The sequence below is a fragment of the Streptomyces sp. NPDC042002 genome, from assembly GCF_055588305.1.
Genome location: NZ_JBVJCT010000013.1, coordinates 1 through 26,652, shown reverse-complemented (window position 1 = coordinate 26,652; position 26,652 = coordinate 1). Strand labels below are relative to the sequence as shown.

The 26,652-nt window shown below is 71.3% G+C and carries 20 protein-coding genes and 3 pseudogenes; 8 read left to right on the top strand and 15 right to left on the bottom strand.

The window, feature by feature from the left end; genetic code table 11:
- Nucleotides 1-38: 38 nt before the first annotated feature.
- Both ACZ6KY_RS20515 and ACZ6KY_RS20510 read left to right on the top strand, forming a co-directional pair.
- A complete protein-coding gene (locus ACZ6KY_RS20515; protein ID WP_469311702.1) occupies nucleotides 39-995 on the top strand; it encodes an SDR family NAD(P)-dependent oxidoreductase in 957 nt (318 codons plus the stop codon).
- A 17-nt stretch (nucleotides 996-1,012) separates the two neighbouring features.
- A complete protein-coding gene (locus tag ACZ6KY_RS20510) occupies nucleotides 1,013-2,284 on the top strand; it encodes a low temperature requirement protein A (protein WP_469311701.1) in 1,272 nt (423 codons plus the stop codon).
- Nucleotides 2,285-2,306: 22 nt separating this feature from the next.
- Here the strand turns inward: ACZ6KY_RS20510 and ACZ6KY_RS20505 are convergent, their stop codons facing one another.
- From ACZ6KY_RS20505 to ACZ6KY_RS20495, 3 genes are all read right to left on the bottom strand, one after another.
- Entirely contained in the window at nucleotides 2,307-3,806 is a 1,500-nt protein-coding gene (locus ACZ6KY_RS20505; RefSeq protein ID WP_469311700.1) for an acyl-CoA synthetase, read from the bottom strand.
- Between the two features lie 78 nt (nucleotides 3,807-3,884).
- Nucleotides 3,885-5,435 carry an acyl-CoA synthetase gene (locus ACZ6KY_RS20500; RefSeq protein WP_469311699.1) on the bottom strand — a complete coding sequence of 517 codons (1,551 nt, stop codon included), beginning with the start codon at nucleotides 5,433-5,435 and terminating at the stop codon, nucleotides 3,885-3,887.
- Nucleotides 5,432-6,544 carry an NAD(P)H-dependent flavin oxidoreductase gene (locus ACZ6KY_RS20495; RefSeq protein WP_469311698.1) on the bottom strand — a complete coding sequence of 371 codons (1,113 nt, stop codon included), beginning with the start codon at nucleotides 6,542-6,544 and terminating at the stop codon, nucleotides 5,432-5,434. The genes ACZ6KY_RS20500 and ACZ6KY_RS20495 overlap by 4 nt, the downstream gene beginning before the upstream one ends.
- Before the next feature lie 244 nt (nucleotides 6,545-6,788).
- Between ACZ6KY_RS20495 and ACZ6KY_RS20490 the strand changes: the two are divergent.
- Nucleotides 6,789-7,098: pseudogene (locus tag ACZ6KY_RS20490) on the top strand (serine hydrolase); the annotation flags it as partial.
- Nucleotides 7,099-7,140: 42 nt separating this feature from the next.
- Here the strand turns inward: ACZ6KY_RS20490 and ACZ6KY_RS20485 are convergent.
- The 9 genes from ACZ6KY_RS20485 to ACZ6KY_RS20445 all read right to left on the bottom strand — a co-directional run bounded on the left by ACZ6KY_RS20485 (nucleotide 7,141) and on the right by ACZ6KY_RS20445 (nucleotide 19,067).
- On the bottom strand, nucleotides 7,141-8,706 hold the full coding sequence (locus ACZ6KY_RS20485) for a phytoene desaturase family protein (protein ID WP_469311697.1): 1,566 nt from the start codon (nucleotides 8,704-8,706) through the stop codon (nucleotides 7,141-7,143).
- 115 nt (nucleotides 8,707-8,821) lie between these two features.
- A complete protein-coding gene (locus ACZ6KY_RS20480) occupies nucleotides 8,822-10,006 on the bottom strand; it encodes an RNA polymerase sigma factor (RefSeq protein WP_469311864.1) in 1,185 nt (394 codons plus the stop codon).
- An 8-nt stretch (nucleotides 10,007-10,014) separates the two neighbouring features.
- Nucleotides 10,015-10,422 (bottom strand): YciI family protein, encoded by a 408-nt coding sequence (locus tag ACZ6KY_RS20475; protein WP_469311696.1) that lies wholly within the window; start codon nucleotides 10,420-10,422, stop codon nucleotides 10,015-10,017.
- A 193-nt stretch (nucleotides 10,423-10,615) separates the two neighbouring features.
- Nucleotides 10,616-12,892 (bottom strand): serine/threonine-protein kinase, encoded by a 2,277-nt coding sequence (locus tag ACZ6KY_RS20470; RefSeq protein ID WP_469311695.1) that lies wholly within the window; start codon nucleotides 12,890-12,892, stop codon nucleotides 10,616-10,618.
- 67 nt (nucleotides 12,893-12,959) lie between these two features.
- Nucleotides 12,960-13,817, bottom strand: a complete 858-nt coding sequence (locus ACZ6KY_RS20465) for an oxygenase MpaB family protein (protein ID WP_469311694.1) — start codon at nucleotides 13,815-13,817, stop codon at nucleotides 12,960-12,962.
- 73 nt (nucleotides 13,818-13,890) lie between these two features.
- The gene (gene modA, locus ACZ6KY_RS20460) at nucleotides 13,891-14,745 is read right to left on the bottom strand and encodes a molybdate ABC transporter substrate-binding protein (RefSeq protein ID WP_469311693.1); all 855 of its coding nucleotides are present in this window, start codon (nucleotides 14,743-14,745) and stop codon (nucleotides 13,891-13,893) included.
- A gap of 577 nt (nucleotides 14,746-15,322) precedes the next feature.
- Nucleotides 15,323-16,168: an MOSC domain-containing protein gene (locus tag ACZ6KY_RS20455; protein WP_469311692.1), complete on the bottom strand. Its 846-nt coding sequence runs from the start codon at nucleotides 16,166-16,168 to the stop codon at nucleotides 15,323-15,325.
- A gap of 28 nt (nucleotides 16,169-16,196) precedes the next feature.
- Nucleotides 16,197-17,414 carry a molybdopterin molybdotransferase MoeA gene (locus ACZ6KY_RS20450; protein WP_469311691.1) on the bottom strand — a complete coding sequence of 406 codons (1,218 nt, stop codon included), beginning with the start codon at nucleotides 17,412-17,414 and terminating at the stop codon, nucleotides 16,197-16,199.
- 96 nt (nucleotides 17,415-17,510) lie between these two features.
- Nucleotides 17,511-19,067 carry a PucR family transcriptional regulator gene (locus ACZ6KY_RS20445; RefSeq protein ID WP_469311690.1) on the bottom strand — a complete coding sequence of 519 codons (1,557 nt, stop codon included), beginning with the start codon at nucleotides 19,065-19,067 and terminating at the stop codon, nucleotides 17,511-17,513.
- Nucleotides 19,068-19,281: 214 nt separating this feature from the next.
- Here ACZ6KY_RS20445 and ACZ6KY_RS20440 point away from each other — a divergent pair, with 214 nt between their 5' ends.
- Both ACZ6KY_RS20440 and ACZ6KY_RS20435 read left to right on the top strand, forming a co-directional pair.
- Entirely contained in the window at nucleotides 19,282-20,103 is an 822-nt protein-coding gene (locus ACZ6KY_RS20440) for an FAD binding domain-containing protein (RefSeq protein WP_469311689.1), read from the top strand.
- Nucleotides 20,100-22,856 (top strand): molybdopterin-dependent oxidoreductase, encoded by a 2,757-nt coding sequence (locus ACZ6KY_RS20435; RefSeq protein ID WP_469311688.1) that lies wholly within the window; start codon nucleotides 20,100-20,102, stop codon nucleotides 22,854-22,856. The genes ACZ6KY_RS20440 and ACZ6KY_RS20435 overlap by 4 nt, the downstream gene beginning before the upstream one ends.
- Here the strand turns inward: ACZ6KY_RS20435 and ACZ6KY_RS20430 are convergent.
- Entirely contained in the window at nucleotides 22,829-23,521 is a 693-nt protein-coding gene (locus ACZ6KY_RS20430; RefSeq protein WP_469311687.1) for a M24 family metallopeptidase, read from the bottom strand. The genes ACZ6KY_RS20435 and ACZ6KY_RS20430 overlap by 28 nt on opposite strands.
- 226 nt (nucleotides 23,522-23,747) lie before the next feature.
- Between ACZ6KY_RS20430 and ACZ6KY_RS20425 the strand changes: the two genes are divergently transcribed.
- Nucleotides 23,748-24,434, top strand: coding sequence for a pyridoxine/pyridoxamine 5'-phosphate oxidase (locus ACZ6KY_RS20425; protein WP_469311686.1), 687 nt, complete (start codon nucleotides 23,748-23,750; stop codon nucleotides 24,432-24,434).
- Between the two features lie 191 nt (nucleotides 24,435-24,625).
- Here ACZ6KY_RS20425 and ACZ6KY_RS20420 read toward each other — a convergent pair whose 3' ends face one another.
- Nucleotides 24,626-25,285: an MSMEG_1061 family FMN-dependent PPOX-type flavoprotein gene (locus ACZ6KY_RS20420; RefSeq protein ID WP_469311685.1), complete on the bottom strand. Its 660-nt coding sequence runs from the start codon at nucleotides 25,283-25,285 to the stop codon at nucleotides 24,626-24,628.
- Between the two features lie 178 nt (nucleotides 25,286-25,463).
- Here ACZ6KY_RS20420 and ACZ6KY_RS20415 point away from each other — a divergent pair.
- Together ACZ6KY_RS20415 and ACZ6KY_RS20410 are read left to right on the top strand one after the other, a co-directional pair.
- A pseudogene (locus ACZ6KY_RS20415) lies at nucleotides 25,464-25,853 on the top strand (alpha/beta fold hydrolase); the annotation flags it as partial.
- A 1-nt stretch (nucleotide 25,854) separates the two neighbouring features.
- Nucleotides 25,855-26,109 carry a hypothetical protein gene (locus ACZ6KY_RS20410; RefSeq protein ID WP_469311871.1) on the top strand — a complete coding sequence of 85 codons (255 nt, stop codon included), beginning with the start codon at nucleotides 25,855-25,857 and terminating at the stop codon, nucleotides 26,107-26,109.
- Nucleotides 26,110-26,302: 193 nt separating this feature from the next.
- Here the strand turns inward: ACZ6KY_RS20410 and ACZ6KY_RS20405 are convergent.
- A pseudogene (locus ACZ6KY_RS20405) lies at nucleotides 26,303-26,437 on the bottom strand (DUF6308 family protein); the annotation flags it as partial.
- Between the last annotated feature and the right edge of the window lie 215 nt (nucleotides 26,438-26,652).

Below are 26,652 nucleotides of genomic sequence, written 5' to 3'. Positions count from 1 at the left end.
GCTCTCACCGAAGCCGGACGAATCAGGAGACTCACCTCATGTCCGTACCCCAGACACCCCACCTGTTCGGGGCGAGCACAACAGCCGCCGAGGTCACCGACGGCGTCGACCTGCACGGCCGCTGGGCCGTGGTGACCGGAGCCAGTTCCGGAATCGGGGTGGAGACGGCCCGGGTGCTCGCCACGGCGGGCGCCGACGTCACCCTGGCCGTACGGGACACCGAGGCCGGTGCCCGTGTGGCGGCGCGCCTGGAGGCAGAGCTGCCGCCGGAATCGGGACAGGTGACGGTGGGCCGGCTCGACCTCTCCGACCGGTCCACGGTCACGGCGTTCGTGGCGGCCTGGAACGGCCCGCTGCACATCCTGGTCAACAACGCCGGACTGATGGCCCCGCCGGAACTCACCCGCACGCCTGACGGCCGGGAAACGCAGTTCGCCGTCAACCACCTGGGGCACTTCGCCCTCGCCTGCGGCCTCCATCCGGCACTCGCGGCGGCGGACGGAGCGCGGATCGTCTCGGTGAGTTCCATCGGTCACCTCTTCTCACCGGTCGTCTTCGACGACCTGGACTACCGCTTCCGCCCTTACGACCCCTGGACCTCCTACGGTCAGTCGAAGACCGCCAACGCCCTGTTCGCCGTCGGTGCCGCCCGGCGATGGGCCGACGACGGCATCACGGCCAACGCGCTGATGCCGGGCAACATCGCCGACACCTCGCTGGCCCGGCATGTGGACATGAAGCAGGTGGCCGCGTTCATCGCGTCCGGCGAACTCGCGCTGCCGCCCCAGAAGACGGTGGAGCAGGGCGCCGCGACCTCGGTGCTGCTCGCCGCCTCGCCGACGGTGGAGGGCATCAGCGGCCGCTATTTCGAGGACTGCGCCCAGGCCGAGCCGGTCACCGGACGCGCAGGCGCCGTCGCCGGCGTCGCGCCGTACGCCCTGGACACGGAGAACGCGGCCCGGCTGTGGGCCGTCTCCGACTCCCTCGTCCGCTGACGTCCTACGCTTCCGGCGTGATCTCACGACACGAGCGGTGGGCCCGGCTGCGCCGTCGGCTGTGGCAGCCTCCGCGCGCACACGGAGAGCAGCCGCGCGAGCGGGTGGTCGGACCGCTCGAACTGTTCTACGACCTGGTCGTGGTCGTGCTGGTCGCCCAGGCCGCCCACCACTTCGCCGGGCACCTCACCTGGCGTGGTCTGGGCGAGTTCGCCGTGGTCTTCGCGCTGGTGTGGATCGCCTGGTTCAACGGCACCCTCCACCACGAACTGCACGGGCACGAGGACGCTCGCGGCCGGAGCGTGTTCCTGCTGCAGATCCTGGTGCTCGTGCCGTTGGGAGCGTTCATCCCCGAGGCGGGCGGCGCACGCGGTTTCGCGTTCGCCGTGGACGCGGGGGTGCTGTTCGCGGTATTGGCGGGGCTGTGGCTGCTCGCCGCACGCGGTGACAGCCCCGAATTCCGCCGCCCCAGCACGCTGTTCGTGACCGGGACGGCCGTCTGCGCCGTCGTCCTGGCCGCGAGCTCCGCCCTGCCCGCGGACGCCCGCGTGCTGACGTGGGGCCTTTTGGCCGTCACCTACCTGGCGGGGTTCGCGGTCATGATCGGTACGGCCACCCCGGTCCACGCGGTCGCGCTCAGCGTGACAGGCGCGCTCACCGAACGGTTCGGGCTGCTCATCATCATCGTGCTCGGCGAGACCGTGACCGGAGTGGTCGACGGACTGACCCACGAGCCGACCGACGCGCTCACCCTCGCCGTCGGGCTCGTCGCCGTCGTCGTCGGCTTCGGTGCCTGGTGGACGTACTTCGACTTCGCCGGACACCGGCGGCCGAGGCCCACCCGCGCGAGCACCGTGCGGTGGATGCTGGTTCATCTGCCGCTCACCGCCGCGGTGGCCGCCATGGGTGCCGCGATGGTCGGCCTCGTCAAGCACGCCCACGACAGCCGTACCCCCACCGCCACGGCCTGGGTGATCTGCGGGGGCGCGGCCGTCGTGCTCTGCGCGACGATGGTGCTCGCGAGTTCCCTGCGCGTCTGGCGCCAGGACCGCGGGCTCTACCGGCCGCTGGCCCGCACCTGCGTCGCCGTGGCCGTCGTGTGTGCGGGAGTCGGTGCCGCGCGCCCGGCTCCACTCGTTCTCGGCCTCGCCCTCGTCCTCCTCTTGAGCGTCCCCTGGGGACTCGCCGTGGCCTACCGCCTGTCCCACGAGGAGGGGTCCGCGGCCGGGGAAGCGCCGGAGGCCGCGGAGCATCGGAACGACAGCCGGCGCCAGGACCCTCGCGGGTAGCGGACGTCGTCCCCGCCGGGGGCTACGCGTCGCCGAACCGGTCCCGCAGTTCGCGCTTGAGGATCTTCCCGCTGGCGTTGCGGGGCAGTTCGTCCACGAACAGGACGCGCTTGGGCGCCTTGAAGTGGGCGAGCTCCTCCCGTGCGTGGGCGATCAGTTCGTCCTCGGTGACCTCGCCCCGGCGGACGACGACCGCGGTGACGGCCTCGATCCAGCGCTCGTCGGGAAGCCCTACGACGGCCACCTCGGCGACCTGCTCATGGGTGTACAGCGCGTCCTCGACCTGCCGCGAAGCGACCAGGACACCACCGGAGTTGATGACGTCCTTCACCCGGTCCACGACCGTGAAGTACCCGTGGGCGTCGCGCACGGCGAGATCGCCCGAGTGGAACCAGCCGTCACGGAACGCCTCGGCGCTCTCCTCGGGCTTGTCCCAGTAGCCCTCGCACAACTGCGGTGAGCGGTAGACGACTTCGCCCGGTGTCCCGTCCGGCACGTCCTTGCCGTCCTCGTCGACCACCCGCGCGTCCACGAACAGCACCGGGCGTCCGCACGAGTCCATCCGGCCCTTGTGCTCGTCGGGTCCGAGGACCATGGCCAGGGGGCCGATCTCGCTCTGCCCGAAGCAGTTGTAGAAGGCCAGCTTCGGCAGCCGCGCGCGCAGCCGTTCCAGGACGGGGACCGGCATGATCGACGCCCCGTAGTACGCCTTGCGCAGACCGCTCAGGTCGCGGTCGGCGAAGTCGGTGTGGTTCGACAGGCCGATCCACACCGTGGGCGGGGCGAACAGGCTGTCCGCGCGGCCCGCCTCGATCAGGTCGAAGAGCTGACCGGCGTCCGGCGAGTCGAGGATCGTGTTCGAGGCTCCGACCGCGAGGTAGGGCAGCAGGAACACATGCATCTGCGCCGAGTGGTAGAGCGGCAGCGAATGGACCGGCCGGTCCCCGGCGCTCAGATCGAGGGCGGTGATCGCGCTCAGGTACTCGTGCACCAGGGCGCGGTGCGTCATCATCGCGCCCTTGGGCAGTGCGGTGGTGCCCGACGTGTAGAGCAGCTGCACGAGCGTGTCGCCGCGCGGCTCGTCACCGTCGTACGGGATCGCCGTGTCCAGCCGCGCGAGGAACGAGTCGTCGGTGTCGCGCAGCGGCAGGGTCCGTACGCCCTCCGGGAGCCGGCCGGCGAGGTCGGGGTCGGTCAGGACCAGGACGCTTCCCGACTGGCCGACGATGTAGGCGAGGTCGTCGCCGGTCAGGTTCTGGTTCACCGGCACATGGACGAGTCCGGCGCGGGCGCAGGCGAGGAAGCCGATCAGGTAGGCGTCCGAGTTGTGCCCGTAGGCGCCCACGCGGTCCCCGGGGGACAGCCCCTCGTCGAGGAGGACGGTCGCCGCGCGGGAGACGGCCTCGTCGAGTTCCGCGTACGTCCAGGAGCGATCTCGGTAGTCGACGGCGCGCCGCGCCGGTGTGCGCCGGGCACTGCGGCGCAGCACCCCGTCGACCGTACTGCCGTGTCCAGGCTTCATGACACGTGATCCTCGATCCACGGAAGAGCGAGGTCAAGTGAGGCGGCGTGGCGCGACAGCCCTGGAAGGCGAACCAGGTCACATCGCCCGGGTGCGGCCCTCCCAGTACGGATCGCGCAGCCGTCGCTTGTACAGCTTTCCGTTGGGATCGCGGGGCATGGTGGTGATGAAGTCGACGCTCTTGGGCCGCTTGTACCCGGCGAGTTGCCGCTCGCAGTGGCCGAGGATGTCGGCGGCGAGCGCCGGACCGGGTTCGTGGCCGGGGGCGGCCTCGACGACGGCCTTGACCTCCTCGCCCCAGTCGTCGTGCGGGATGCCGAAGGCGGCCGCGTCGGCGACGGCGGGGTGGGAGAGCAACGCGGCCTCGATCTCGGCGGGGTAGATGTTGACCCCACCCGAGATGATCATGTCGATCTTGCGGTCGCGGAGGAAGAGATAGCCGTCCTCGTCGAGACAGCCCAGGTCTCCGACGGTGAAGAAGTCGCCGATGCGGTTCTTCCGGGTCTTGGTCTCGTCCTTGTGGTACGAGAATCCGCCGGTGCTCATCTTCATGTAGACGGTGCCGAGTTCACCGGGCGGCAGCCGGTTGCCGTCGTCGTCGAAGACGGCCAGCTCACTGATGGGCCACGCCTTGCCGACGGTGCCGGGCTTCTTCAGCCAGTCCTCGGCGGTCGCGAAGGCTCCGCCGCCCTCGCTGGCCGCGTAGTACTCCTCGACGCACTCGCCCCACCACGCGATCATGGCCCGTTTCACATGGTCGGGGCACGGGGCCGCGCCATGGATGGCATGCCGCATGGAGGAGACGTCGTAGCGGGCCTTCACCTCGTCGGGAAGGGCCAGCAGGCGGTGGAACTGGGTCGGCACCATATGGGTGTGGGTGCAGTTGTGTGCGTCGATGACACGCAGCATCTCCTCGGGCGTCCACTTGTCCATCAGCACCAGCCGATGGCCGATGTGCAGGGACGCGCCCGCGAACTGGAGCACCGCGGTGTGGTAGAGCGGCGAGCAGACGAGGTGGACGTTGTCGTCGAACGGTTTGATGCCGAAGATGCCGAGGAAGCCGCCGAGGTACGACTCCTCGGGGAGCTTGCCGGGCAGCGGGCGCCGGATGCCGCGCGGGCGGCCCGTGGTGCCCGAGGTGTAGTTCATGACCCAGCCGAGGGTGCGGTCGGCGGGCGCCGACTCGGGCTGCCCTTCGAGGAGTTCGGCGTACGGCCTGAAGCCCTCGATCCCGCCGACGGCGTACCGCTGTGCCGCGGGAAGCTTCGCCTCGTCGGCCGCGTGCCGGGCGGCGTCGGCGAACCGTTCGTGGGCGATGAGGACCTTGGCTCCGGAGTCGGAGACGATCCAGGCGATCTCGGGGCCGACGAGGTGATGGTTGACCGGGACGAGATAGAGACCGGCCTGCGAGGCGGCGAGGTAGGTGACGAGGAACTCGACGCCGTTGGGCAGCACGACCGCGAAGGCGTCGCCGCGCCGGAGGCCGGCCGCGCGCAGTCCGTGGACGAGCCCGTTGGCGGCGGCGTGCAGGCGTCCGGCGGTCCACTCCTCGCCGGTGGGGGTGACGAGGACGGCGCGCCCGGGGTCGGCGGCGGCCTGGGCCCAGAAACCGTTGGGTGATGTGCTCACGCCTGTTCCCCCCTGCCCGCGATGCGGTTGACGCGGTCCACGGCGCGCTCGAAGCCCCGGGTCAGGTCGTCGAAGACCTCCTGGACGGAGCGTTCGCTGTTCATCCGGCCGACGATCTGCCCGACCGGTGTGCCGAGCAGCGGCTCCACCTCGTACTTCTGGATGCGGGAGACGGCGTCGGCGACCAGCAGGCCCTGGAGCGGCATGGGGAGCGTGCCGGGCCCGTTCGGGTCGTCCCAGGCGTCGGTCCACTCGGTGCGCAACTGGCGTGCGGGCTTGCCGGTCAGGGCCCGCGAGCGGACGGTGTCGCCGGAGCCGGCGGCGAGCAGTTTCCGGGTCACGGCGGGCGAGTGCATGTCGGCCTCGGTCACGGTCAGCCAGACCGACCCGAGCCACACTCCCTGTGCCCCGAGGCTCAGCGCGGCGGCCACCTGCTGTCCGCTCCCGATTCCGCCCGCCGCCAGGACGGGCAACGGGCCGACGGCGTCGACGACTTCGGGCGTGAGCACCATCGAGGCGATCTCCCCGGTGTGGCCGCCGGCTTCGTAGCCCTGGGCGACGACGACGTCGATGCCCGCCTCGGCGTGCTTGCGCGCGTGCCGGGCGCTGCCCGCGAGGGCCGCGACGAGCACGCCCTGGGCATGGGCTCGGTCGACGACATCGGCGGGCGGTGAGCCCAGCGCGTTGGCGAGCAGCTTGATCGGATAGTCGAAGGCGACGTCGAGCTGACCGCGGGCGACCTGTTCCATCCAGCCGGTGATGCGCCAGCCGGCCGCCTCGCCCTCGGCGAGTTCGGGGACACCGTACTTGGCGAGGGTGTCCTTGACGTACTGCCGGTGCCCCTCGGGGATCATCGCCTCGACGTCGGCCTCGCTGACGCCCTCGACCTTCTTCGCGGGCATGACGACGTCCAGGCCGTAGGGCCTGCCGTCGACGTTCGCCTCGATCCAGTCGAGGTCGCGTTCGAGGTCGGCGGGGGCGGTGTAGCGGACCGCGCCGAGCACACCGAATCCGCCCGCGCGACTGATGGCCGCGGCGACGGCGGGAAACGGCGTGAAGCCGAAGATGGCGTGCTCGACTCCCAGTTCCTTGCTCAGCTCCGTCTGCATGGGCGCAGGATGCCGCAGACCTCCGGACGAGGGAAGGCCTTTTCTGATACTCCGTCAGATCTCTTGAGCCTCGCCCGGGAAGGTTGACACGCTTGCCCTGACGGGAGCCGCCCGCCTCCTGGAAGCCGCAGATCGCCGCCACCAAGGAGGCCCGCCCGTGTGACTCCTCCCCGTCCTGAAGAACGGGGCTTCTCGCTATGCCGGTTCGGCGTGGCGACGGACCAGCCCGGCCCGTAGAACGTTGGCTGCTCCGACACCGCGCACCGCCGGCCACACCGGCACGTAGCTCGTCCTCGACCCGACGACCGACTCCTTCCTGATCGTCCTTGGCAACTCCGTCCGTCCCGTGCGCGATCGGCGGCCCGGATCTGCTCCCCGTGTCACCGCTGGGACCGGTCCGGCGCGGGCCGTCGCCGTGCGCCCGGCGCGCGGTCGTGCGTCCTGGTTCTCCGGAATGGCCGGCGTGACGACGGCGCCCCTTGCCACTGCCCGCACTCGACACCGTCGCCGGGCCGACACGTCTTCGCTGCGCGCTGTGGTGGGACACCGAACCTCACCCAGCACCGAGCAAAGCCCGCCGACGGCGCGGCGTCGGCCTAGCCTGCCCGGCCCAGGGACTCCAGTACGGCCTTCGCCGCGTTGTGACCCGGTACGCCGCTCACGCCGCCGCCGCGTACCGCGCCCGCCCCGCACAGCAGCACGTTCGCGTGCCGGGTCTCGACGCCCCAGCGGCCGGTGCCCTCCTGGGCGTAGGGGAAGGCGAGGTCGCGGTGGAAGATGTTGCCGCCGGGCAGGCGCAGGTCGCGCTCCAGGTCGAGCGGGGTCTTCGCCTCGATGCAGGGCCGCCCGTCCGCGTCGGTGGCCAGGCAGTCGGCCAGCGGCTCGGCGAGGTGCGCGTCCAGCTGGGCCAGCGTCGACTTCAGCAGTTCGTCCCGTACGGCGTCGTTGTCCCGCTCGAAGAGCCGGGCGGGCGTGTGGAGGCCGAAGAGGGTGAGGGTCTGATAGCCCTGCTCGACGAGTTCCCGGCCGAGGATGCTGGGGTCGGTGAGCGAGTGGCAGTAGATCTCGGAGGGCGGCGCGGAGGGCAGCTCACCGGCCGCGGCCTGCGCGTGGGCGACCGCCAACTGCTCGTAGCCCTCGGCGATGTGGAAGGTCCCGGAGAACGCCTCGCGCGGGTCGACGGAGGTGTCGCGGAGCCTCGGCAGCCGCTTGAGCAGCATGTTCACCTTGAGCTGGGCACCCTCGGCGGGGGTGGGCGGCTCGTCTCCGGTGAGGTGCGCGAGCTCCTGCGGCGAGGCGTTCACCAGGACATGACGGGCCGCGACCACACCCTCGCCGTCGGCGGTCCGGTAGGTGATCTCGGCGGACTCGCCGTCCGTGTCGATCCGCAGCACCTCATGACCGGTGGCGATCACGGCGCCCGCGGCACGTGCCGCGCCGGTGATCGCGTCGGTGAGGGCGCCCATCCCGCCGACGGGCACGTCCCAGGCTCCGGTGCCGCCGCCGATCACGTGGTAGAGGAAGCAGCGGTTCTGCCGCAGCGACGGGTCGTGGGCGTCGGCGAACGTGCCGATCAGCGCGTCGGTGAGGACGACACCGCGTACGAGGTCGTCGGCGAAGTACTCCTCGACGGCCGTGCCGACCGGCTCCTCGAAGAGGATCCGCCAGGCCTCCTCGTCGTCGACACGCGCCCGCAACTCCTCGCGGGTGGGCAGCGGTTCGGTGAGCGTCGGGAACACACCCTGGGCGACGCGGCCGGTCATCGCGTAGAAACGCTGCCACGCCTCGTACTCGCGCTCCGATCCCGTCAGCTTGGCGAACGCCTCGCGGGTGCGCCGCTCGCCGCCGCCGACGAGCAGTCCGGTGTGCCGCCCGTCCCGCTCGACGGGCGTGTACGAGGAGACCGTACGGCCACGGACCCGGAAGTCGAGCCCCAGGTCGCGCACGATCTTCCGGGGCAGCAGGCTCACCAGGTACGAGTAGCGCGACAGCCGCGCGTCGACTCCGGCGAACGGCCGGGTGGACACGGCGGCGCCGCCGGTGTTCCCCAGGCGCTCCAGCACGAGCACGGACCGCCCGGCCCGCGCCAGGTAGGCGGCGGCGACCAGTCCGTTGTGGCCTCCGCCGACGATCACGGCGTCATATCCCTCGTGTACAGGCATGGTTCTTCGTAGCACGTGATGATCTACGTCGGCCAGGGGTGCGCGGCAAGCGGCGGGCGTCCGTACGAGGGGGCGCGGGCGTCCCGGACCGCGACCCGCCTGCTCACGCGGCCCTTCAGCGGGGCCGACGGGCGTTGAGCCGGGCGGCCTGGCGTGTCAGGTGATCGCGCTCGGCGAGATTGGGTGCCTTCCGCGCCGCCTCGGCGTACAGCCGTGCCGCCGCCACGAGGTCGCCGTCGCGCTCGTGGAGATACGCCGCCACCGCGGTGTGCCGGGGCAGGGAGTCGTGCAGCGCCGCGAGCGCGGCCAGGCCGGCCCGTGGTCCGTCCGCCTCACCGACGGCCACCGCGCGGTTGAGCCGGACGACCGGGCTGTCGGTCAGGCGCGCGAGCTCGTCGTACCACTCGACGATCTGTACCCAGTCGGTCTCCTCGGCGGTGGGCGCGTCGGCGTGGAGTGCCGCGATGGCGGCCTGGGCCTGGAACTCGCCGAGCCGGTCGCGGGCGAGGGCCGGATGCAGGATCCCGACGCCCTCGGCGATCGACCCGGTGTCCCACCGGCCGCGGTCCTGCTCGGCGAGCGGTACGAGGCTGCCGTCGGGCGCGGTCCGGGCGGCGCGCCGCGCGTGGTGGAGCAGCATGAGGGCGAGCAGTCCCGCCACCTCGGGGTGGTCGATCGAGGTCGCGAGCTGCCGGGTGAGCCGGATGGCCTCGGCGGCGAGGTCGACGTCGCCGGAGTAGCCCTCGTTGAAGACCAGGTAGAGGACCCGCAGCACGGTGGCGACGTCGCCTGGCTGGTCGAACCTTCCCCCCGCTCTCGGCTTCGCTTGAGCAGGGGATACCCCAACGCCGGAGACGGTGCGCTTGGCGCGGCTGATGCGCTGCGCCATGGTCGCCTCGGGCACCAGGTAGGCCTGGGCGATCTGGCGCGTGGTGAGCCCGCCGACGGCGCGCAGGGTGAGCGCGACCGCGGACGACGGCGTGAGCGAGGGGTGGGCGCACAGGAAGTAGAGCTGGAGCGTGTCGTCCGCCGCGGGCGCGGGTCCGGGCGCCGGCTCCTCGTCGACGAGGTCCTCGCGCCGGCGGCGGGCTGCGTCCGCCCGGGTCGCGTCGAGGAACCGGCGCCAGGCCACGGTGACCAGCCAGCCCTTCGGGTCCCGCGGAGGGTCGTCCGGCCACACGCGGACCGCCTCGACCAGCGCGTCCTGCACGGCGTCCTCGGCCGCCGCGAAGTCGGCTCCGCGGCGGACGAGGATTCCGAGGACACTCGGTGTGAGGTTCCGGAGCAGGACCTCGTTCACCGGAGAGGTCACTCCGTGATGGTGGGCGACACGCCGTAGAACGGGCGCAGCTCGAGCCACTCGTGGATCGGCTTGCCGCCCGCCCCGGGGGCGGCCGACAGCTCCCCGGCCAGTTCGACGGCGCGCTCGTAGGTGTCGACGTCGATCACCATCCAGCCGGCGATGAGGTCCTTGGTCTCGGCGAACGGGCCGTCGGTGACCGGCGGGCGTCCCTCGCCGTCGTACCGGACGAATGTCCCCTCGGGGGCGAGCGCCTGGCTGTCGACGAACTCGCCGGTCTTCTCCAGCCCGGCCGCGAAGTCGTTCATGTACCGCACATGGGCCGAGATCTCCTCCGGCGTCCACTGGGCCATGGGCACGTCGTTGACCGGAGCCGGGGCGCCACGGTAGTGCTTGAGCAGCAGGTACTTGGCCATCGTGTTTCTCCTCGGTACTGGTGCGATCCATTGTGGTCGCGTTCACTGCTGGGACGGAGCGGGCCACGGGTTCTCGACATCGCCGTCCGAGATTTTTCCGACTCTCCTGGCTGAGCCGAGGGGAGCCCTCCCCCGCTGCCCGGTCCGCTGACCGAGTCCGCTGACCGGATCGCTGCCGCCGTCGCCCGCGCGGTCAGCGTCCCTGGGCCGCCCGCTGCTGTCGCAGGGCGGCCACCCTGCGGTACAGCTCCGCCGCCTCCTGCCCGTGGCCGAGCTGCTCCAGACAGTGCGCCTCGTCGTTGCGGCTGGCGAGGGTGTCGGGATGGCCGGCGCCGAGCACGCGGTCGCGGGCGGCGGCGACGCGCCGGTACTCGGTGAGGGCGTCGGCCCAGCGGCCGAGCCAGCCGAGCCCGACGGCGACCTCGCGGCGGCTGACGAGGGTGTCGGGGTGGTCGGCGCCGAGCACGCGCTCGCGGATGGCGCACACGTCGCGGGACTCGGCGAGAGCCTCCTCCCAGCGGCCCTGGCGGCCGAGGTTCACGCCGAGCCCGTGCCGTGCGCGCAGCGTCTCGGGATGCGCGGCGCCCTGGGCCCGGGTGCGGTCGTCGACGAGGGAGCGGTACAGCTCCAGTGCCTGCGCGCTGCGGCCGAGCCGGCCGAGGCTGATGCCCACCTCGTAGCGGGCGGCGAGCGTGTCCGGGTGGTCAGGGCCCAGGGCCTGCGCGCGGGCCCCGGCCACCTCCTGATAGGTGCCCAGCGCCTCGGGCCAGCGGCCCAACTGTCCGAGGGCATAGGCCACTTCGTAGCGGGTGACGAGTGTGTCGGGGTGGGCCGGGCCGAGGACCCGGGCGCGGGCGGCGGCGACTTCGCTCGCCATGCGGTACGAATCCTCCAGGCGTCCGAGCCTGCTGAGGTTGAAGGCGAGATTGTGGCGGCAGCGCAGGGTGTCGGGATGGTCGGGGCCCATCGCGCGCTCCCGGGCGGCGAGCACCGACGTATAGGCCTGGTGCGCCTCGAAGTGACGGCCCAACTGGCCCAGAACGTAGGCCATTTCCTGTCGCGCGGCCAGGGTGTCGGGGTGGTCGGCGCCGAGCACCCGCTCTCTGGCCTGGGCGACGCGCGCGTACTCGCCGAGCGCTTCGGCGGGGCGTCCGGTGCGGCTGAGGGTGAAGCCGACCTCGTAGCGGCTGGCGAGCGTGTCCGGGTGGTCGGGGCCGAGCAGGTGCTCCCGTTCGGCGGCGACCGAGCGGTGGACCTCTCCCGCCTCGGTCCACCGGCCGAGCCGCCCGAGGCTCAGTCCGGCGTTGTGCCGCCCCGCCAGGGCGGCGAGCGACTCCGGTGCGGGGGTGGGCCGTTCAGCGCGGCCGGGCAGGGGCGAGACGGCGGTGGAGGGGCGGGCGATCCACTCGCCGGTGAGTCCGGCGGAGGCGTCCGGCGGGGTGCCGCGCAGGGTCGCGCCGGCCTTGTGGCCGGTGGTCATGCCCTGGGTCCAGGACGGCAGCCGGGGTTCGCGGGAGGGCGGCCGTCCCGGCCGGGACGGGACCCGGGGCGCCGGGGAGCGCTGTCCCGCGGCGGGGCTCGGCAGGGCCGGGGCGACCACCGTCGGAACGTACATCGGCGTGGTGCGCCCGGCGCTGATGCGGTGGGCGAGTTCGCGGGCGTCCTGCGGGCGCCGCTCGGGCCGTTTGGCGAGCAGGTCGAGGATGATCCGCTCCAGGTACTCGGGGATTTCGGCCCGGTGGCTGCGCGGCGGCTCGGGCACCGTGTCGCGGTGGCCGACGAGAACGGCCCAGGCGTCGTCGAGGTCGAACGGCGGCGCCCCGGTGGCGATTTCGTAGAGCACGCAACCGAAGGAGTAGAGGTCGCTGCGCTGGTCGACCTCCGAGCCGCCGATCTGCTCCGGCGACATGTAGTGCGGGGTGCCCATCGCGATGCCGGTGCCGGTGAGCCGCGAGGTGAATCCGATGTCGTGGCCGAGGCGGGCGATGCCGAAGTCGCAGATCTTCACGGTGCCGTCGGTCAGCCGCATGATGTTCGCCGGCTTCAAGTCGCGGTGGACGATGCCCTGTTGGTGGGTGTACCCGAGCGCGGCGGTCACCTGTTCGGCGATGTCGACGACTTCGGCGACCGCGAGCGGACGGTGCTGGTTCTCCTCCAGGAGCTGGCCGAGGTTGTGTCCCTCCAGCAGTTCCATCACCAGGTACAGCACACCGTCGGATTCGCCGAAGTCGTGGACGACGGTCACCCCGCGGTGCTGAAGGGCCGCCGCGACCCGGGCCTCGCGCCGGAACCGCTCGCGCAGGACGCGGGTGAAGGACGGGTCGTGATGCGGGCCGAGCGGCTTGAGGCATTTGACGGCCACCTGGCGGCCCAGCGATTCGTCCCGCGCCCGCCACACCTCGCCCATACCGCCGCGCCCGATCGGATCGAGGAGCCGGTAACGGCCCTGGATCAGCCTGCTCTCCGCCATCTCGTGCGATCGCCCCCGTCACTGCTCAGCCCCGGGCCCGCCCCCGGCCCCCGCCCAGTATGACGAGCTATCTGCCGACTTTGTACGGTGCCGGACGCGAGCCGGGGCCGAGCCGTGACACGGCCGAGAGAATGTGTTTGGGCGGGAGTTGCCAGCGCAGCCGTGCGGGGACACAGCGCAGTGTGGTGCCCGTGACGCGCAACCGCCGGCTCACCGCGTCGGGCGGCGGCGCCGGCCTGCCGTACAACGCGTGGGCGTACGGCGGCAGAGCGGCGTACGCGAGCCCGGCCACGCGCCGCCACAACAGTGCGCGCGCCGGTACGAACAGCGGGTGGACCGGCGGCCGCTGGAGGAAGTCGTCCACTTCGTGGGCCCCGGGTCCAGCGGCCAGTTCGGGGAGCATCTTCTCGAAGTGCGCGGCCAGTTCGGCCCGGTTCACCGGCACCTGGTCGGGGTCGAGCCCCACCAGCCGCGCGCCGACCCGGTGTTCCCCGATGTAGCGGTCGGCCTGCGCGTCCGTGAGCCGGAAGCCGGAACGCCGCAGGACGTGCAGATAGGAGTCGATCTCCGCGCAGTGCACCCACAGCAGCAGTTCGGGATCGTCGGCTCCGTAGCGCTCACCGGTGTCCGGGTCGGTCGCGGTGAGCATGCGGTGGATCCTCCGGACCCGGGCCGCCGCCCGCTCCGCCGCCTCGACGGTCCCGTACGTCGTCGTCCCGACGAAGTTCGCGGTGCGCTTCAGCCGGCCCCAGGCGTCATTCCGGAAGTCGGAATTCTGCACGACGGCGCTTACGACACGCGGGTGAAGAGCCTGAAGGTAAAGCGCGCGAATCCCGGCGATCCACATCATGGGGTCGCCATGCATCTGCCAAGTGACCGAATCGGGCCCGAACAACCCCGGGTCAGCGGCTGCGGTGAGATCCATTCCGTCAGGTGTGCCCAGGATCGACAGTCGGCACACGTGGCGGGTCACCGGCACGGCCCACCGGCCCCGGCCGTCAGGGCTTGAGGAATCCGGCGTCGGTCAGGACCTTCTGGCCCTGGTCGGACCGCACGAGGGCGATGAACTGCTTGGCGGCCTCGGCGTTCTTCGCGGCCTTGAGCTCGACGATCGGGTAGTCGTTGATGGCGTCCTTGGACTCGGGGAACTCCACGCCGGACACCTTGTCGCCCGCCGCCTTCACGTCGGTCTTGTAGACGATGGACGCGTCGGCCTCCTTCAGCACCACCTTGTTCAGGGCGGCCTTCACGTCCTGCTCGTAGGAGACCGGGGTCAGCTTGACGCCGCCCGCGTCCAGGACCTTCTGCGTGGCGGCGCCGCACGGCACCTCCTTGTCGCACAGCACGACCTTGAGGCCGGGCTTCGTGAGGTCGTCCAGGGAGGCGATCTTGTCGGGGTTGCCCGGCAGCGCGGCGATCTCCAGCTGGTTGCGCGCGAAGGTGGCCGGGGTCCCGGAGGCATCCCCCGCGTCCGTGACGATCTTCATCGTCTTGGGGCTGGCGGCGGCGAACACCTCCGCCGGGGCGCCGCCGGTGATGCTCGCGGCGAGGGAGTCGCTGCCGCCGAAGCTGAAGGTCACCTTCGTACCCGGGTGCTCCTTCTCGAACTCCTTGCCGAGTTTCGTGAACGTCTCCTGGAGCGAGGCGGCGGCGAACACGGTCACCGTGCCGGACAGCTTCGTGGCGGAGGACGCCGACGCGGGAGCGGCCGCCTTCGTCGAAGCGCCGGAGGAAGAAGAGGAAGAGGAGGAGGACGAGGAGCAGGCGCCGAGGGCCAGCAGCGCGGCGGCTCCCGCACCGACCGCCTGCAGAGTCCGGCGAGTACGACGGGTCCGGCGCGCGGCACGGGTCATCACAAGGCTCTCCTCAAGGGTCGCCCGGTGTCCGGGCCGGTCACATGGTCGCCCTCCCGGCCCGTCGTGATCAGGTGCGAGGCCGGGGAGACAGATCATCAAGGTCACGTCACGGTAACCGGGCAAACCGGGTCATGCCCGGCGTACGCCGCCCGTGTCGTGTACCTCGCGGCCCGGATTCGCTGTGACCAGGCTCGATGGGTGGCACTAGCCAACGTCTGTGACCCGCGCTGATGCCAAGTAGTGCCAGCAAGAGGAGACACGGAATCAGCAAGTTAGTCGGCACTTTGGTACACCGCAGGTCACGAGGCGTGTCAGACCCGGCACCGTCTTCAGCATGGACGGGTTCGGGCCGCCCAGCCTCCAGCCCCACCCCGGACGACATCGGGCCGAGCGTGGCGGCCGACACAAGGACCCGGAACGCGAGCCGAAGCCGAAGCCGAACCAACGCACGGCCTACGGTGTCGAACGAAGCGACGGAATCGTCGTTCTGTCAGACACCCGCGCCCCATCCCGAATCCATCGGCGCGGGCCGATCGACGGGACGCAGTCGTGGACTCACGTTCTCAGCGCGCGGTCACGACGCCTCCTGCGACGTGATCGAGTCGCCCACGCGGACCGTCCCTGCTTCCACGACGTCCAAGTACACACCCAGACACGACAGTCGGCCCAGGTCGAACACCGGGACGCGGTGATCGCGGGCCACCGCACGCATGATGCCGGGGTCCGGCGGCAGTTCGTCATGGCCGAGGGTGGGTATCACGCAGCGCGGTGTGGGCACCACAACCCGGAACAGTGCCTCCCCCACACGCAAGCGGGACCCCAGCCAGGCGTCTTCCGGGAAGCCTGGCCCTCCGTGGGTGTTCACGACCAGGTTCGGCCGGAAGCGGCGCGCGTCGAAGTCCCCGGCGGGATACACGGTGCGCATCCGGTCCAGGGATGCGGTGGTGACGAGATGGACCTTGCCGAAGTCGAAGAACGTCCCCGGGGCGACGCTGCCCGACGTGATGCTCTCCCCGGTCGTATCGACGGATGCCGACTCCCGCGCGGCCTCGGGGACACCGCCTTCGTACTCGGGCACGGCGCGCTCCAGCCTGCTGTGCTCCGGTACGACGGCCGAGAGGGACACCTGACGGCCCAGCAGCTTGGACATCCGCACGTCCAGGTCAGGTTCTTCGACCGGAAGGTCGGTCCCGTCGGGCAGCACGACCCGGACCACGCCGGAATCGTCCATCCGACTCCGGCAGCGCAGCAACACCCCCCACTTCCTTGGGTGTTTGGCACTGCCCACCGCGCCCGTCCGGTCGAGCACGGCGTACGCCCGGTCCCCGGACAGCCCACCCTCCGTGACCGCCACGGCGATCACGGACTCGCCCAGCATCGACTTCACCGGATACCGGTACAACGCCGTCACGATTCCCATAGATCGATTATGGCGCGCACGTCATGCCTCACCCCGTGAGCAGAATCAGCGGCACCGGCTGCCCGGGCCGCCAGTCGGCCGCGACGGCCGCGAGTGCGTCCGCCAGCGCCGCCCCGTGCAGGAAAGCGGGTCGGTGGCCACCGGCGGGGCGGGCGGTGGCGCCGTCCCAGGTGACCGGGATCAGGCGCGTGCGGCCGGGGGCGGTGCGGACGTCCCCGGTCAACGGGATGCGGGGCAGGACCGGCAGGGTGCGTCCGGTGAGGCCGGCCAGCAGCGGGGCGAGCAGGGTGTGGGCGGCGGTCAGTGCGGCGTACGGGTTACCGGAGAGGCCCAGAATCCAGTGACCGTCCGGGAGTTGGGCCAGCAGCTGCGGGTGTCCGGGGCGGCAGGCGACCGCGTCGACCACCCACCGGGCTCCCGCCTCCGCCAGCAGCAGCCGCAGTTGATCGGTGGCGCCGACGGAGGTGGAGCCGGTCACCACGGTCACGTCCGTGTCGTCGTGCGACAGGGTGTGCACGGCGGCGGCCAGGGATCCGTGGGGCCGGTCCGGGACGTGGTGGACGCCGGTGGTCTCACCGCCCAGGGTCTGGATGAGGGGTGGCAGCAGCGGGCCCAGTGCGTCGCGCACCCGGCCCGGTGCGGGGCGGCCGGTGTGGGTCAGTTCGTCGCCGGTGACCAGAACCCGTACGCGGGGGCGGGGTCGTACGGACAGGGCGTCCTGACCGCAGGCGGCCGCCAGTCCGAGGAGCGCGGGCCCGATTCGGGTGCCGGCCGGGGCCAGGAACGCGCCGGCCGGGGCGTCCTCGCCGGTGCGGCGAATGTGCTTGCCGTCGGCGGGAGCCGGTCCGCAGACGAGTGCGCCGGTCCGTTCGGTCTGCTCCAGCGGAACCACCGCTCGCGCACCGGCCGGGACCTGTGCCCCGGTGGAGATCGCTACCGCGTCGCCCGCGCCCAGCGGGCCGCCCGTCCAGGCGCCGCCCGCCCGCACCGCGCCCCGAACCCGCCAGGGTCCGATCCCGGGACCGACCGCGTAGCCGTCCATGGCGGCGGTCTCGAACCCCGGCATCGGCTGGGGGGTGCGCAGGACATCGGCCAGGGTCAGCCCCGCGGCCTGCGTGAGTGGAACGTGCCGGGCTGGCAGCGGATTCGGCGCCGCGTGGGCGAGTTCGCGTGCGCTCGCCCACGGCACGTCTCGGCGAGAGGCGAGCGCGGCTACGGACAGGGCAGCGGGCGCGAGAACGGTCATGGCGAGAGCCTGGCGCCGCTCTTTTACCGGGTGCGGCACCCGCGATTGCCACCGTGCCACGGGCCGCTCACTCCCGCTCCGCCCGGTGCGTGAGGTTCAGCTCGACGAGCGTGCACGTCGAGGGCGCGCGGCGGGCAGGTTCGTATCCGACGGTGGCAGGTTGTCGTGGCACAGCAGGGCGGTCCACAGGTCGAAACGGTCGGCGAGGCGGGACAGGTCGCGGCCGGTGAAGTGCTCGATGCGCTGGACGCGGTAGTGGACCGTGTTGACGTGCAGGTGCAGGACCTCGGCCGTGCGCGTCCAGGATCCGTCGCAGGAGAGGAAGGCCCTCAGCGTCTCCAACAAGGGGGCTGAAGAGGTGTTTCCGGTGTCGAGCAGTGAGCCGAGGACGGACCTGCAGTAGACGGTGCGGACCTCCGCCGGAACTCCGGACAGGAGCTCGCCGACACTGGTGAGGGTCCGAGCGTCGGTGAGGTGCGAGGTGTCCGGGGCCGCGCTGCGGGCGGAGGCGAGGGCGTATCGGGCCTCGGCCAGCGCCCCGGCCAGGTCGGGCGGTTCGGCGGCGGGCGCTGCGGCACCGCCGGGCAGGGGCAGGGACGGCTCGCAGGCGGCGACGAGCGACCAGGCCTCCCCCAGCGCCACAGCGTGGGCATCGAGGACAACCGCGAACGCGGTGCCCTCCGGGAGACGCCCCACCGCGGCGGGCACCGGCCCCAAGTGGGCCACCACTTCGGCGAGCGCCCCCTCCGCCGGTCCCGCCCGCCGGGCTCCGGTATCGGCGACGATCACCCGGTACGGGCCCTCCGCCGGGAGCCCGCAGGCGCGCAGGCCGGCTGCCACGGCTGCATCGCCCTCCCCAGTCCGGGCGAGCAGTGCGCCGAGTTCGTCGGAGGCCTGGTCGGTTTCGGCCCGGCGCCGGGCCTGTGACTCCTGGCAGCGGCCCAGGATCGCCGCCACCTCGTGGAGCATCCGGGGCGGTACGGCGTCCAGGTCGGGCAGGTGAAGGTGCCAGCGCTCGTACGGGGAGACGGCGTCGGCCTCGACCGGCACGGTGCCCGCCTCGATCAGCGCCACGGCCTCGTCGGCCCGGACCGGTGAGGCGCCCTTTGTGGCCGCGACGGTCCGCCCCGAAGACGTGAAGACGTACGCGACGGCCCGGTCGAGGTGGGCGACGGCGGCCGCGAGGATGGCGTCGGGGCCCGCGTCCCGCGCGAGGAGCCGGGTGAGCGTTCCGCGCACCACCTCGGGAAGGGCGTGGTGGCGGCTCAACTCGCCCCAGTGGCGCAGGTACACCGTGTCCGTGATGGTGCGGAACATGACGTGGTCCGGCACGCCCGCTATCGGTATGCCGTGTCGTGCGCATGCCTCGACCAGGCTGTCGGGCACGGCGCCGTGCGTCTCCTCACCGGCCAGCAGCACGGCGGCATCGGCCTCCTTGAGTGCGGAGACGAAGCGCTCGGCCTTGTCCCCGGCCCCTTCCGGGGTCCACCACACGAGTCCGCTGAGTACGGCCTCTCCCGGGCGGACGAAGCGGGCGGGGTCCTCCAGGTCGGTGACGGTCACGCCGTTGATCTCCCGCCGCAGCAGTGGGTCCTCGGCCCACAGCAGGCGCAGGCCGAGCGTCTCGTCTCTCAGGAGGTGTTCAACGTGCATGTGCGCTCTGGCTCCCTGTGCGGTTGCCGGGCACGGGGCGCGCGCCCGGCATCTCGCATTCACCAGGTGGATACGAGTCATTGCATGGTAAATGCAAGACCAGACGGTCGATATGCCTCTTGGTTGATACTCCATGGTTCGGGCCGGATAAGTTGGCGTTTCCGTGTGGTGAACCAGTCGTCCCGGCACCTGTCGCCTTGCTTCACTGACGGTCATGGACCTGAACACGGTGGTGGAGACACGGGACGCTCGCGTGTCGGCGCCCTGGCGGCCGGGCGACGCCTGGCTCGGCGGCGGCACGTACCTCTTCTCCGAGCCACAGCCGCACCTGCGGCGCCTGGTGGACCTGGGTCGGACCGGCTGGACACCGGTGGAGCTCCACGCCGACGGCTCGCTGGAGATCGCCGCCACCTGCACGATCGCCCAGCTCTCCCGTTTCGCGAAGGACCTCACCAGAGAGGCGGCGCCACTGTTCGAGCAGTGCTGCCGGGCCTTCCTCGCCTCGTTCAAGATCTGGAACATGGCCACCGTGGGAGGGAACCTCTGCAACGCCCTCCCGGCCGGACCGATGATCTCCCTCACCGCCGCGCTGGACGGCGAGTGTCTGCTGATGGCCCAGGACGGTGTACGGCGCCGGGTTCGCGTCGCGGACTTCGTGACCGGCGCGGGCCGCAAGGACCTGGCCGACGGCGAACTGCTGCGGTCCGTCAGCCTGCCCGCCCGCGCGCTCGGCTGCCGTACGGCGTTCCGGCAGGCGTCGCTGTACGGGCTGGGCCGCTCAGGGGTGCTGGTCATCGGCACGCTCGACCCCCTCGACGGCTCGCTGGCGGTCACCGTCACCGCTTCGACCGTACGACCGGTGCGGTTGTGGTTCCCCCTGCCGCCGACGGCGGACACCCTGCGGGCGGCCATCGCCTCCGCTGTCGCCGACGACGAGTGGTTCGACGACATCCACGGACTGCCCGAGTGGCGGCGGCACATGACCTACCGGTTCGCGGAGGAGATCCGCCGGGAGCTCGAAGAGGCCGCACGATGAAGGTCGAGGTCAACGGCAGGTCCTTCGAGGAGGAGCCCCGGCCTGGGCAGTGTCTGCGTACCTATCTGCGCGAGCGCGGCTGGTTCGGGGTGAAGAAGGGGTGCGACGCGGGCGACTGCGGTGCCTGCACGGTCCATGTGGACGGCGAGCCGGTGCACAGCTGCCTGTACCCGGCCTTCCGCGCCGACGGCCGCAGCGTCACCACGGTCGAGGGGCTGGCCGCGCCCGACGGCGAACTCCACCCCGTGCAACAGAAGTTCCTCGACGCGCAGGGTTTCCAGTGCGGATTCTGCACGGCCGGATTCCTGATGACGACCGCGGCACTCGACCAGGACCAACTCGCAGACCTGCCCAGGGCGTTCAAGGGAAACCTGTGCCGCTGCACCGGGTACCGGGCCATCGAGGACGCGGTGCGCGGGGTCTGCCACGTGGAGGCGCCCGGCGCCGGCGAGTCCGTCGGCCGCAACCTGCCCGCCCCGGCCGGACCCCAGGTGGTCACGGGCACCGCCCGCTACACCTTCGACCTCGACGTCCCCGGCCTGCTGCACATGAAGCTGCTGCGCTCCCCGCACGCCCACGCCCGCATCACCGCCATCGACGTCTCCGCCGCCCTGCGCGTCCCCGGCGTACACGCCGTCCTGACCCACCACGACGCACCCGAACGGCACTTCTCCACCGCCCGCCACGAACACCCCACCGAGGACCCGGACGACACCCGCGTCCTCGACGACACCGTCCGCTACATCGGCCAGCGCGTCGCCGCCGTCGTCGCGGACAGCGAGGCCGCCGCAGAGGAGGGCTGCCGTCGTATCGAGGTGACGTACGACGTACTGCCGGCCGTCGTCGATCCGGAGGAGGCGATGCGGCCGGGCGCACCCGTCGTGCACGACAAGGACGCGGCCACGGCCCGGATCTCGCGCCCCCGCGACAACGTCGTAGGAGAGGCGCACGGCGAGATCGGCGACGTCGAGGCGGGATTCGCGCAGGCCGACGAGGTGTACGAGGGCACCTACCGCACCCAGCGCGTCCAGCACGCCAGCCTGGAGACGCACGGCGCCGTGGCCTGGCTCGACGAGGACGACCGGCTCAACGTCCGCTCCAGCACCCAGACCCCGTTCCTCACCCGCCGCGCCCTGTGCGCGCTGTACGACCTGCCGCAGGACAAGGTCCGGGTCGTCGCGGGCCGGGTCGGCGGAGGCTTCGGCGGCAAGCAGGAGATGCTCGTCGAGGACATCGTGGCGCTCGCGGTGCTGCGGCTGCGCCGCCCGGTGAAGCTGGAATACACGCGAGCCGAGCAGTTCTACGGGGCGACCACCCGGCATCCCTTCACGATCCGCGTGAAGCTCGGCGCCCTCCGCGACGGCACCCTCACCGCCGTTCAGCTGCGGGTCGTGTCCAACACGGGCGCGTACGGCAATCACGGTCCGGCGGTCATGTTCCACAGCGTCGGCGAGTCCATGGCCGTCTACCGCGCCCCGAACAAGAAGGTCGACGCCTTCTCCGTCTACACGCACACCGTCCCGGCGGGCGCCTTCCGCGGCTACGGGCTCGGCCAGGTCATGTTCGCCACGGAGTCCGCCCTCGACGAACTCGCCCGCCGACTCGGCCTGGAGCCAATGAAGTTCAAGGCGATGAACATCATCGGACCGGGAGAGCCGATGGTCACGGCGAGCGGCGAGGAGGAAGACCTCCACATCGCCAGTTACGGACTCGACCAGTGCCTGGACATCGTCCGCCGCGCGCCGGCGGAGCCCGTAGACCCGGTGGCCGAACCCGTCCCGGACGGCTGGCTGGTAGGCGAGGGTGCCGCCCTCGCGATGATCGCCACCGGTCCGCCCGGCGGACACATCGCCGACGCCAAGGCCTCCCTCCTCCCCGACGGCAGCTTCGATCTCGCCGTCGGCACCGCGGAGTTCGGCAACGGCACCACCACCGTGCACCGCCAGATCGCGGCGGGTGAACTCGCCACCACCGTCGACCGGATCACCGTCCGCCAGTCGGACACCGACGTCGTCAAGCACGACACCGGCGCCTTCGCCTCCACGGGTGTGGTCGTCGCGGGCAAGGCCACCCTGCGGGCCTCTCGCGCCCTCGCCGACCTGCTCCTCGACTTCGCCGCGGCCCACCTGCGCCTACCACGCACAAAATGTCGCCTCGCGGAGGAGGCGGTGCTCCACCCCGGCGGCCGTCTCCCCCTCAAGGAGCTGTACCAGGCAGCGCGCGCGGTCGGGGTCTCCTTCATCGCCGACGGGCACTTCGGCGGCACTCCCCGCTCGGTCGCCTTCAACGCACAGTGGTTCCGTCTCGCCGTCGACCCCGGCACCGGCGAGATCCGCATCCTGCGCAGCGTCCACGCGGCCGACGCCGGAAAGGTCATGAACCCGATGCAGTGCCGGGGCCAGGTCGAGGGAGGCGTCGCCCAGGCGCTCGGCGCCACCCTCTTCGAGAACGTACGCATCGATGAGCAAGGAGCGGTCGGGACAGCCGCGTTCCGCCGCTACCGGCTCCCCCAGTACGCCGACATCCCGCGCACCGAGGTCCACTTCATGGAAACGGCGGACGCGATCGGGCCGCTCGGCGCCAAGTCGATGAGCGAGAGCCCTTTCAACCCGGTCGCCCCCGCCTTCGCCAACGCCCTGCGGGACGCGACCGGCGTCCGCTTCACTCAACTCCCGCTGACCCGCGACCGGGTATGGCTCGCCCTGCACCAAGCGGGCGTGACGGATCAGCCGAGGTCGAGCAACTCCTCGTAGAAGCCGCCGAACCCGCGGCCGCGGTCGACGAGATGGACCTCCAGGATCCAGTGGCTGCGGCGCCCGGCCTTGTCGGTGCGCCGCAGCGGGGTGTCGTTGTCCGGCACGACATAGGACTCGACCCGTGCACCGTCGATCGTCTCGTGCGGGAACTCACCGACCAGGTGCCCGGCGTGCCAGCCGCCCAGTTCCCATCCGGCTTCCGTGGCGAGCCGTTCGACCTCGTCGTACAGCCGCTTGCCGGTGACGTCCGGGTCGGCCTCGAAGAAGCGCCGGCCCGCCGCGAAGACCCGGGGCAGGTCGTCGCGCAGGCGGTGCTTGACCGGGTCGCCGCCGAGGACGAAGGTCCGGCCGAAGTCGGCCTCGTACTCCTCGAAGATGGGCCCGAAGTCGGCGAACGCGATGTCGTCCGCGCCGATCACCCGGTCCGGCGGGTTCTCCTTGTACGGCAGGAGCGTGTTCGGCCCCGACCGTACGATCCGCTTGTGCCAGTGCTTGGTCGTGCCGAACATCTCGTTCGCCAGGTCCCGGATCCGGTCGCTGACCTCCCGTTCGCCTGCGCCGGGCACCACGAGCCCGCGCTCCTCGATCTCCGCGAAGAGCAGTGCGGCCTTCGCCTGGGCGTCCAGCAACCGTGTCGCGCGCGTGAGTTCGTCATCCGCCATGGAGCCGACCGTAGGAGCAGGCATTGATCTCCAGCAACCGAAATCCTTCGACGGAGAGCGGCTTCACGTCACAGAGCTCCTCCCTGTGTTGATTGCAGGGTCCAGCTGTAGCTGCGGCAGTCTGACGATCCAGGCCGGTCAGTCAATTGCGGGGCTGTTTCACGGACCCCGGCTCTATAGGGTCGAGGGGATTCCGGTCCGAGGTACTGACGATCATGGGGGCGCAATGGACGCGAACGATGATGCTCGGGAGACCGGGAGCGTGCGGGAGTGGCTGCGGAGTCTGGAGGTGTTCGCGGGTCCGCTCGCGGACTTCGATCCGGCCGACGCCCCGGCTGAGCCCGTCGAGTTGTTCGTCGGCTGGCTGAGGGAGGCTGTTGCCGCAGGTGTGCCCGATGCCCATGCCATGACACTGTCGACCGTCGCCGAGGACGGCAGCCCCGATGCCCGGGTTCTCATCCTCAAGAACGTCGATGCCCATGGCTGGCAGTTCGCCGTGCACGCCGGCAGCCCCAAGGGCCGCCAGCTGGCCGGTCAGCCCAGTGCGGCGCTCACCTTCTACTGGCCTCTCCTGGGCCGCCAAGTGCGGGTACGGGGCACAGTGGAGCGCGAGTCCCCCGAGCAGAGCGCCGCCGATCTGCTGGCCAGGGCGCCCTCCGCTCGCGCCGAAGTGCTGCTGGGCCGCCAGAGCGAGCGCCTGGAGAGCTCCGAAGAGCGCGACCGCGCCTTCCATCCGGCGCTGGCCCGCATCGAGTCGGATCCCGCTCTGATCAGCCCCGAGTGGACCCTGTGCACTCTCGTTCCAGGCACGGTCGAGTTCTGGCAGGCGGACAAGGACCGTCTCCACACCCGGCTGCGCTACGAACGCTCTGATCGCCACAGCTCGTGGGAACGCCACATGCTGTGGCCGTAGCTCCGTCGGCGGAGGGGAAGCCGCGCGACCGTGACGGCATCACCTCCGCAGGACCGTATCCGGGCGGCCCCGATGCACCGGTCAACCGGGGTGCGCAGAAGGTCAATTACAGGACGCCCCGCGATTGGTCCCGGGACGGCTGGTCCGAGGGTTCGGCGGGGTTGGTGATTCAGCAGCCGCTGGTCGGCCCATTACTCGTACCGGTACTTCAGCGAGTCCGCCTCCGCCTGCTCGATGTCGGCGATCGTCAGCTTCGGCATCCGCAGCTGGGCCAGCGTCACCTCGGCAGAGGTCGGCTGGGCGTCCGCCGACAACCACTGCTCCGGCTTCCAGGCCGCGCTGCGCAGGAGCGACTTGGGGCAGTGCGGGTAGACCTCCTCGATCCCGACCACCAGGGCACTGGCCGGCGGCTTGCCCACGGCGGTCAGCTGCGACAGCAGCTCCGGGTGGGTGGAGACGCAGGCCCGGCCGTTCACCCTGAGCGTCGTGGTGCGCCCCGGGATGAGGAACAGCAGCCCGGCCCGTCCGGTAGCGACGACATTCTGCAGGGTGTCCAGACGCTTGTTGCCGGTCGCGTCCGGTATCGCCACCGTCTGTGCGTCCAGGACGGCGACGAACCCGGCGGGGCCGCCGCGCGGGGAAACGTCACAGTTGCCCTCGGCGTCCGCGCTGGCGACCAGGACCAGCGATGAGCATCCGATCAACCGCTGGGTCTGTTCGGTGAGTTCGGTCATCTGCTTGCGCACGGCCGCGTCGCCGGGGAGTTCGTAGACCCGGCGCAGCGCCTCCTGGTCGGGCACGGCGTCGAGGCGGAGCGAGTCGAAGGCGCTGCCGGCAAGGGGTGTCGTCATGCCTCCGACCCTATTGGGCCGACGTGCGATTGATCTTGGTCGGTGAGTACGCTACGTCCGCACCACGGCCTGCTGAACCACCACCGAGCCGAACCGCAGGGCAACACGCCCAAGATCGATCGCGGGTCAGCCCGTCAGGGTGCGGCAATGGTCTTGGGACGTCTGCACACGCATCGCTATGGCGTTCCAGCGGGCACCCCGCTGTTGGCCCTTCACGGAATCGGGGGACACGGCGCGCGGTGGCGACGGCTCGCCGAACAGCACTTGCCCGACACGTACGTCGTTGCCCCCCGGTCTGCGCGGGCACGGCCGCTCCGACTGGCGCCCGCCGTGGAGTCTGGAACGTCATGTGGCGGATGTGCCGGCCGTGCTGGACGACCTGGCCGTTCCCCAGGTCGATCTGGTGGGACATTCCTTCGGAGGACTGGTTGCCCTTCAGCTCTGCCGCACGGCGCCAGAGCGCGTGGGAAGGCTGGCGCTCCTGGATCCGTCGGTCGGCCTGGCCCCTGAAGGGCTGCACGAGCAGGCTCGCCGGACGATGACGATCTCCTCGTTCGCGGGATCCGAGGATGCGCGTACGGATCGAGCGCGCGTGGCCGTACGCCTCGGCGGAAGCGGTGGCCGACGAAGTCGCCGACCATCTGGCCGAGGACCCGGACGGCCGTCGACGGTGGCGGTTCGACGCTGCGGCCGTCGTGACCGCGTACTCCGAAATGGCGGGCCCACCGGTGCTTCCGCCGCCCACAACCAACCCCCGACCGCCCGAGCCGATGCCATTTATCCAGCCTATGTGCCAACTGGAATGCCTCGTCACATTCGTGTGACCAGGATCGATAGTTGGCACCAGGGAACGTTCGTGACCTGTGTTGATGCCAAGTAGCTGCAGCAGGCCGACGCCCGGAATCAGAGAGATAGTTGGCACTTTGGTACACCGCAGGTCACAGGGTGTTTTTTACCGGACGCTCGGAGCCATCTGCCCTCCGGGCGGCAGGCTCTCTCAAGTGCGACCGACGGACTTCAGGTCCCGATGCAGCTTCTCTGTTGATGATCCGTACGGTGATGCATCCAGAGCACCACGTCGCAGACCCGCAACGCGCTGACGGTCGCGTGGAGGTCGGCGGAATGCCGAAGGGCCGTCAGGTCGCGGTGCGGCGCACGGTTGTGGTCGTGACCGCGGTAACCCGGGCGGGTTCGGCGGCGTTCCTATGGACAGGTTGCCGTGCCGGCGGTGCTAGGCGCTGTTTCTCGGATCTCCTGACGGGGCTGGGGTGTTGAGGTCACGCTGGTGGTATGGGTCGTGGGGATCTGACGAATGCGGAGTGGGATCGGCTGGAGTCGTTCTTGCCTCGTGGTGGTGCGCGTGGGGG

What these genes read in the sequence shown, in the direction of transcription:
- ACZ6KY_RS20465 (WP_469311694.1), bottom strand. Translation starts at nt 13,817, where the DNA reads ATGGATCTCACCGCAGCCGCTGACCCGGGGTTGTTCGGGCCCGATTCG.
- ACZ6KY_RS20470 (WP_469311695.1), bottom strand. Translation starts at nt 12,892, where the DNA reads ATGGCGGAGAGCAGGCTGATCCAGGGCCGTTACCGGCTCCTCGATCCG.
- ACZ6KY_RS20485 (WP_469311697.1), bottom strand. Translation starts at nt 8,706, where the DNA reads ATGCCTGTACACGAGGGATATGACGCCGTGATCGTCGGCGGAGGCCAC.
- ACZ6KY_RS20455 (WP_469311692.1), bottom strand. Translation starts at nt 16,168, where the DNA reads ATGGGAATCGTGACGGCGTTGTACCGGTATCCGGTGAAGTCGATGCTG.
- ACZ6KY_RS20420 (WP_469311685.1), bottom strand. Translation starts at nt 25,285, where the DNA reads ATGACGACACCCCTTGCCGGCAGCGCCTTCGACTCGCTCCGCCTCGAC.
- ACZ6KY_RS20410 (WP_469311871.1), top strand. Translation starts at nt 25,855, where the DNA reads ATGCGCGTACGGATCGAGCGCGCGTGGCCGTACGCCTCGGCGGAAGCG.
- ACZ6KY_RS20475 (WP_469311696.1), bottom strand. Translation starts at nt 10,422, where the DNA reads ATGGCCAAGTACCTGCTGCTCAAGCACTACCGTGGCGCCCCGGCTCCG.
- ACZ6KY_RS20425 (WP_469311686.1), top strand. Translation starts at nt 23,748, where the DNA reads ATGGACGCGAACGATGATGCTCGGGAGACCGGGAGCGTGCGGGAGTGG.
- ACZ6KY_RS20445 (WP_469311690.1), bottom strand. Translation starts at nt 19,067, where the DNA reads ATGCACGTTGAACACCTCCTGAGAGACGAGACGCTCGGCCTGCGCCTG.
- ACZ6KY_RS20435 (WP_469311688.1), top strand. Translation starts at nt 20,100, where the DNA reads ATGAAGGTCGAGGTCAACGGCAGGTCCTTCGAGGAGGAGCCCCGGCCT.
- ACZ6KY_RS20450 (WP_469311691.1), bottom strand. Translation starts at nt 17,414, where the DNA reads ATGACCGTTCTCGCGCCCGCTGCCCTGTCCGTAGCCGCGCTCGCCTCT.
- ACZ6KY_RS20505 (WP_469311700.1), bottom strand. Translation starts at nt 3,806, where the DNA reads ATGAAGCCTGGACACGGCAGTACGGTCGACGGGGTGCTGCGCCGCAGT.
- ACZ6KY_RS20440 (WP_469311689.1), top strand. Translation starts at nt 19,282, where the DNA reads ATGGACCTGAACACGGTGGTGGAGACACGGGACGCTCGCGTGTCGGCG.
- ACZ6KY_RS20430 (WP_469311687.1), bottom strand. Translation starts at nt 23,521, where the DNA reads ATGGCGGATGACGAACTCACGCGCGCGACACGGTTGCTGGACGCCCAG.
- ACZ6KY_RS20515 (WP_469311702.1), top strand. Translation starts at nt 39, where the DNA reads ATGTCCGTACCCCAGACACCCCACCTGTTCGGGGCGAGCACAACAGCC.
- ACZ6KY_RS20495 (WP_469311698.1), bottom strand. Translation starts at nt 6,544, where the DNA reads ATGCAGACGGAGCTGAGCAAGGAACTGGGAGTCGAGCACGCCATCTTC.
- modA (WP_469311693.1), bottom strand. Translation starts at nt 14,745, where the DNA reads ATGACCCGTGCCGCGCGCCGGACCCGTCGTACTCGCCGGACTCTGCAG.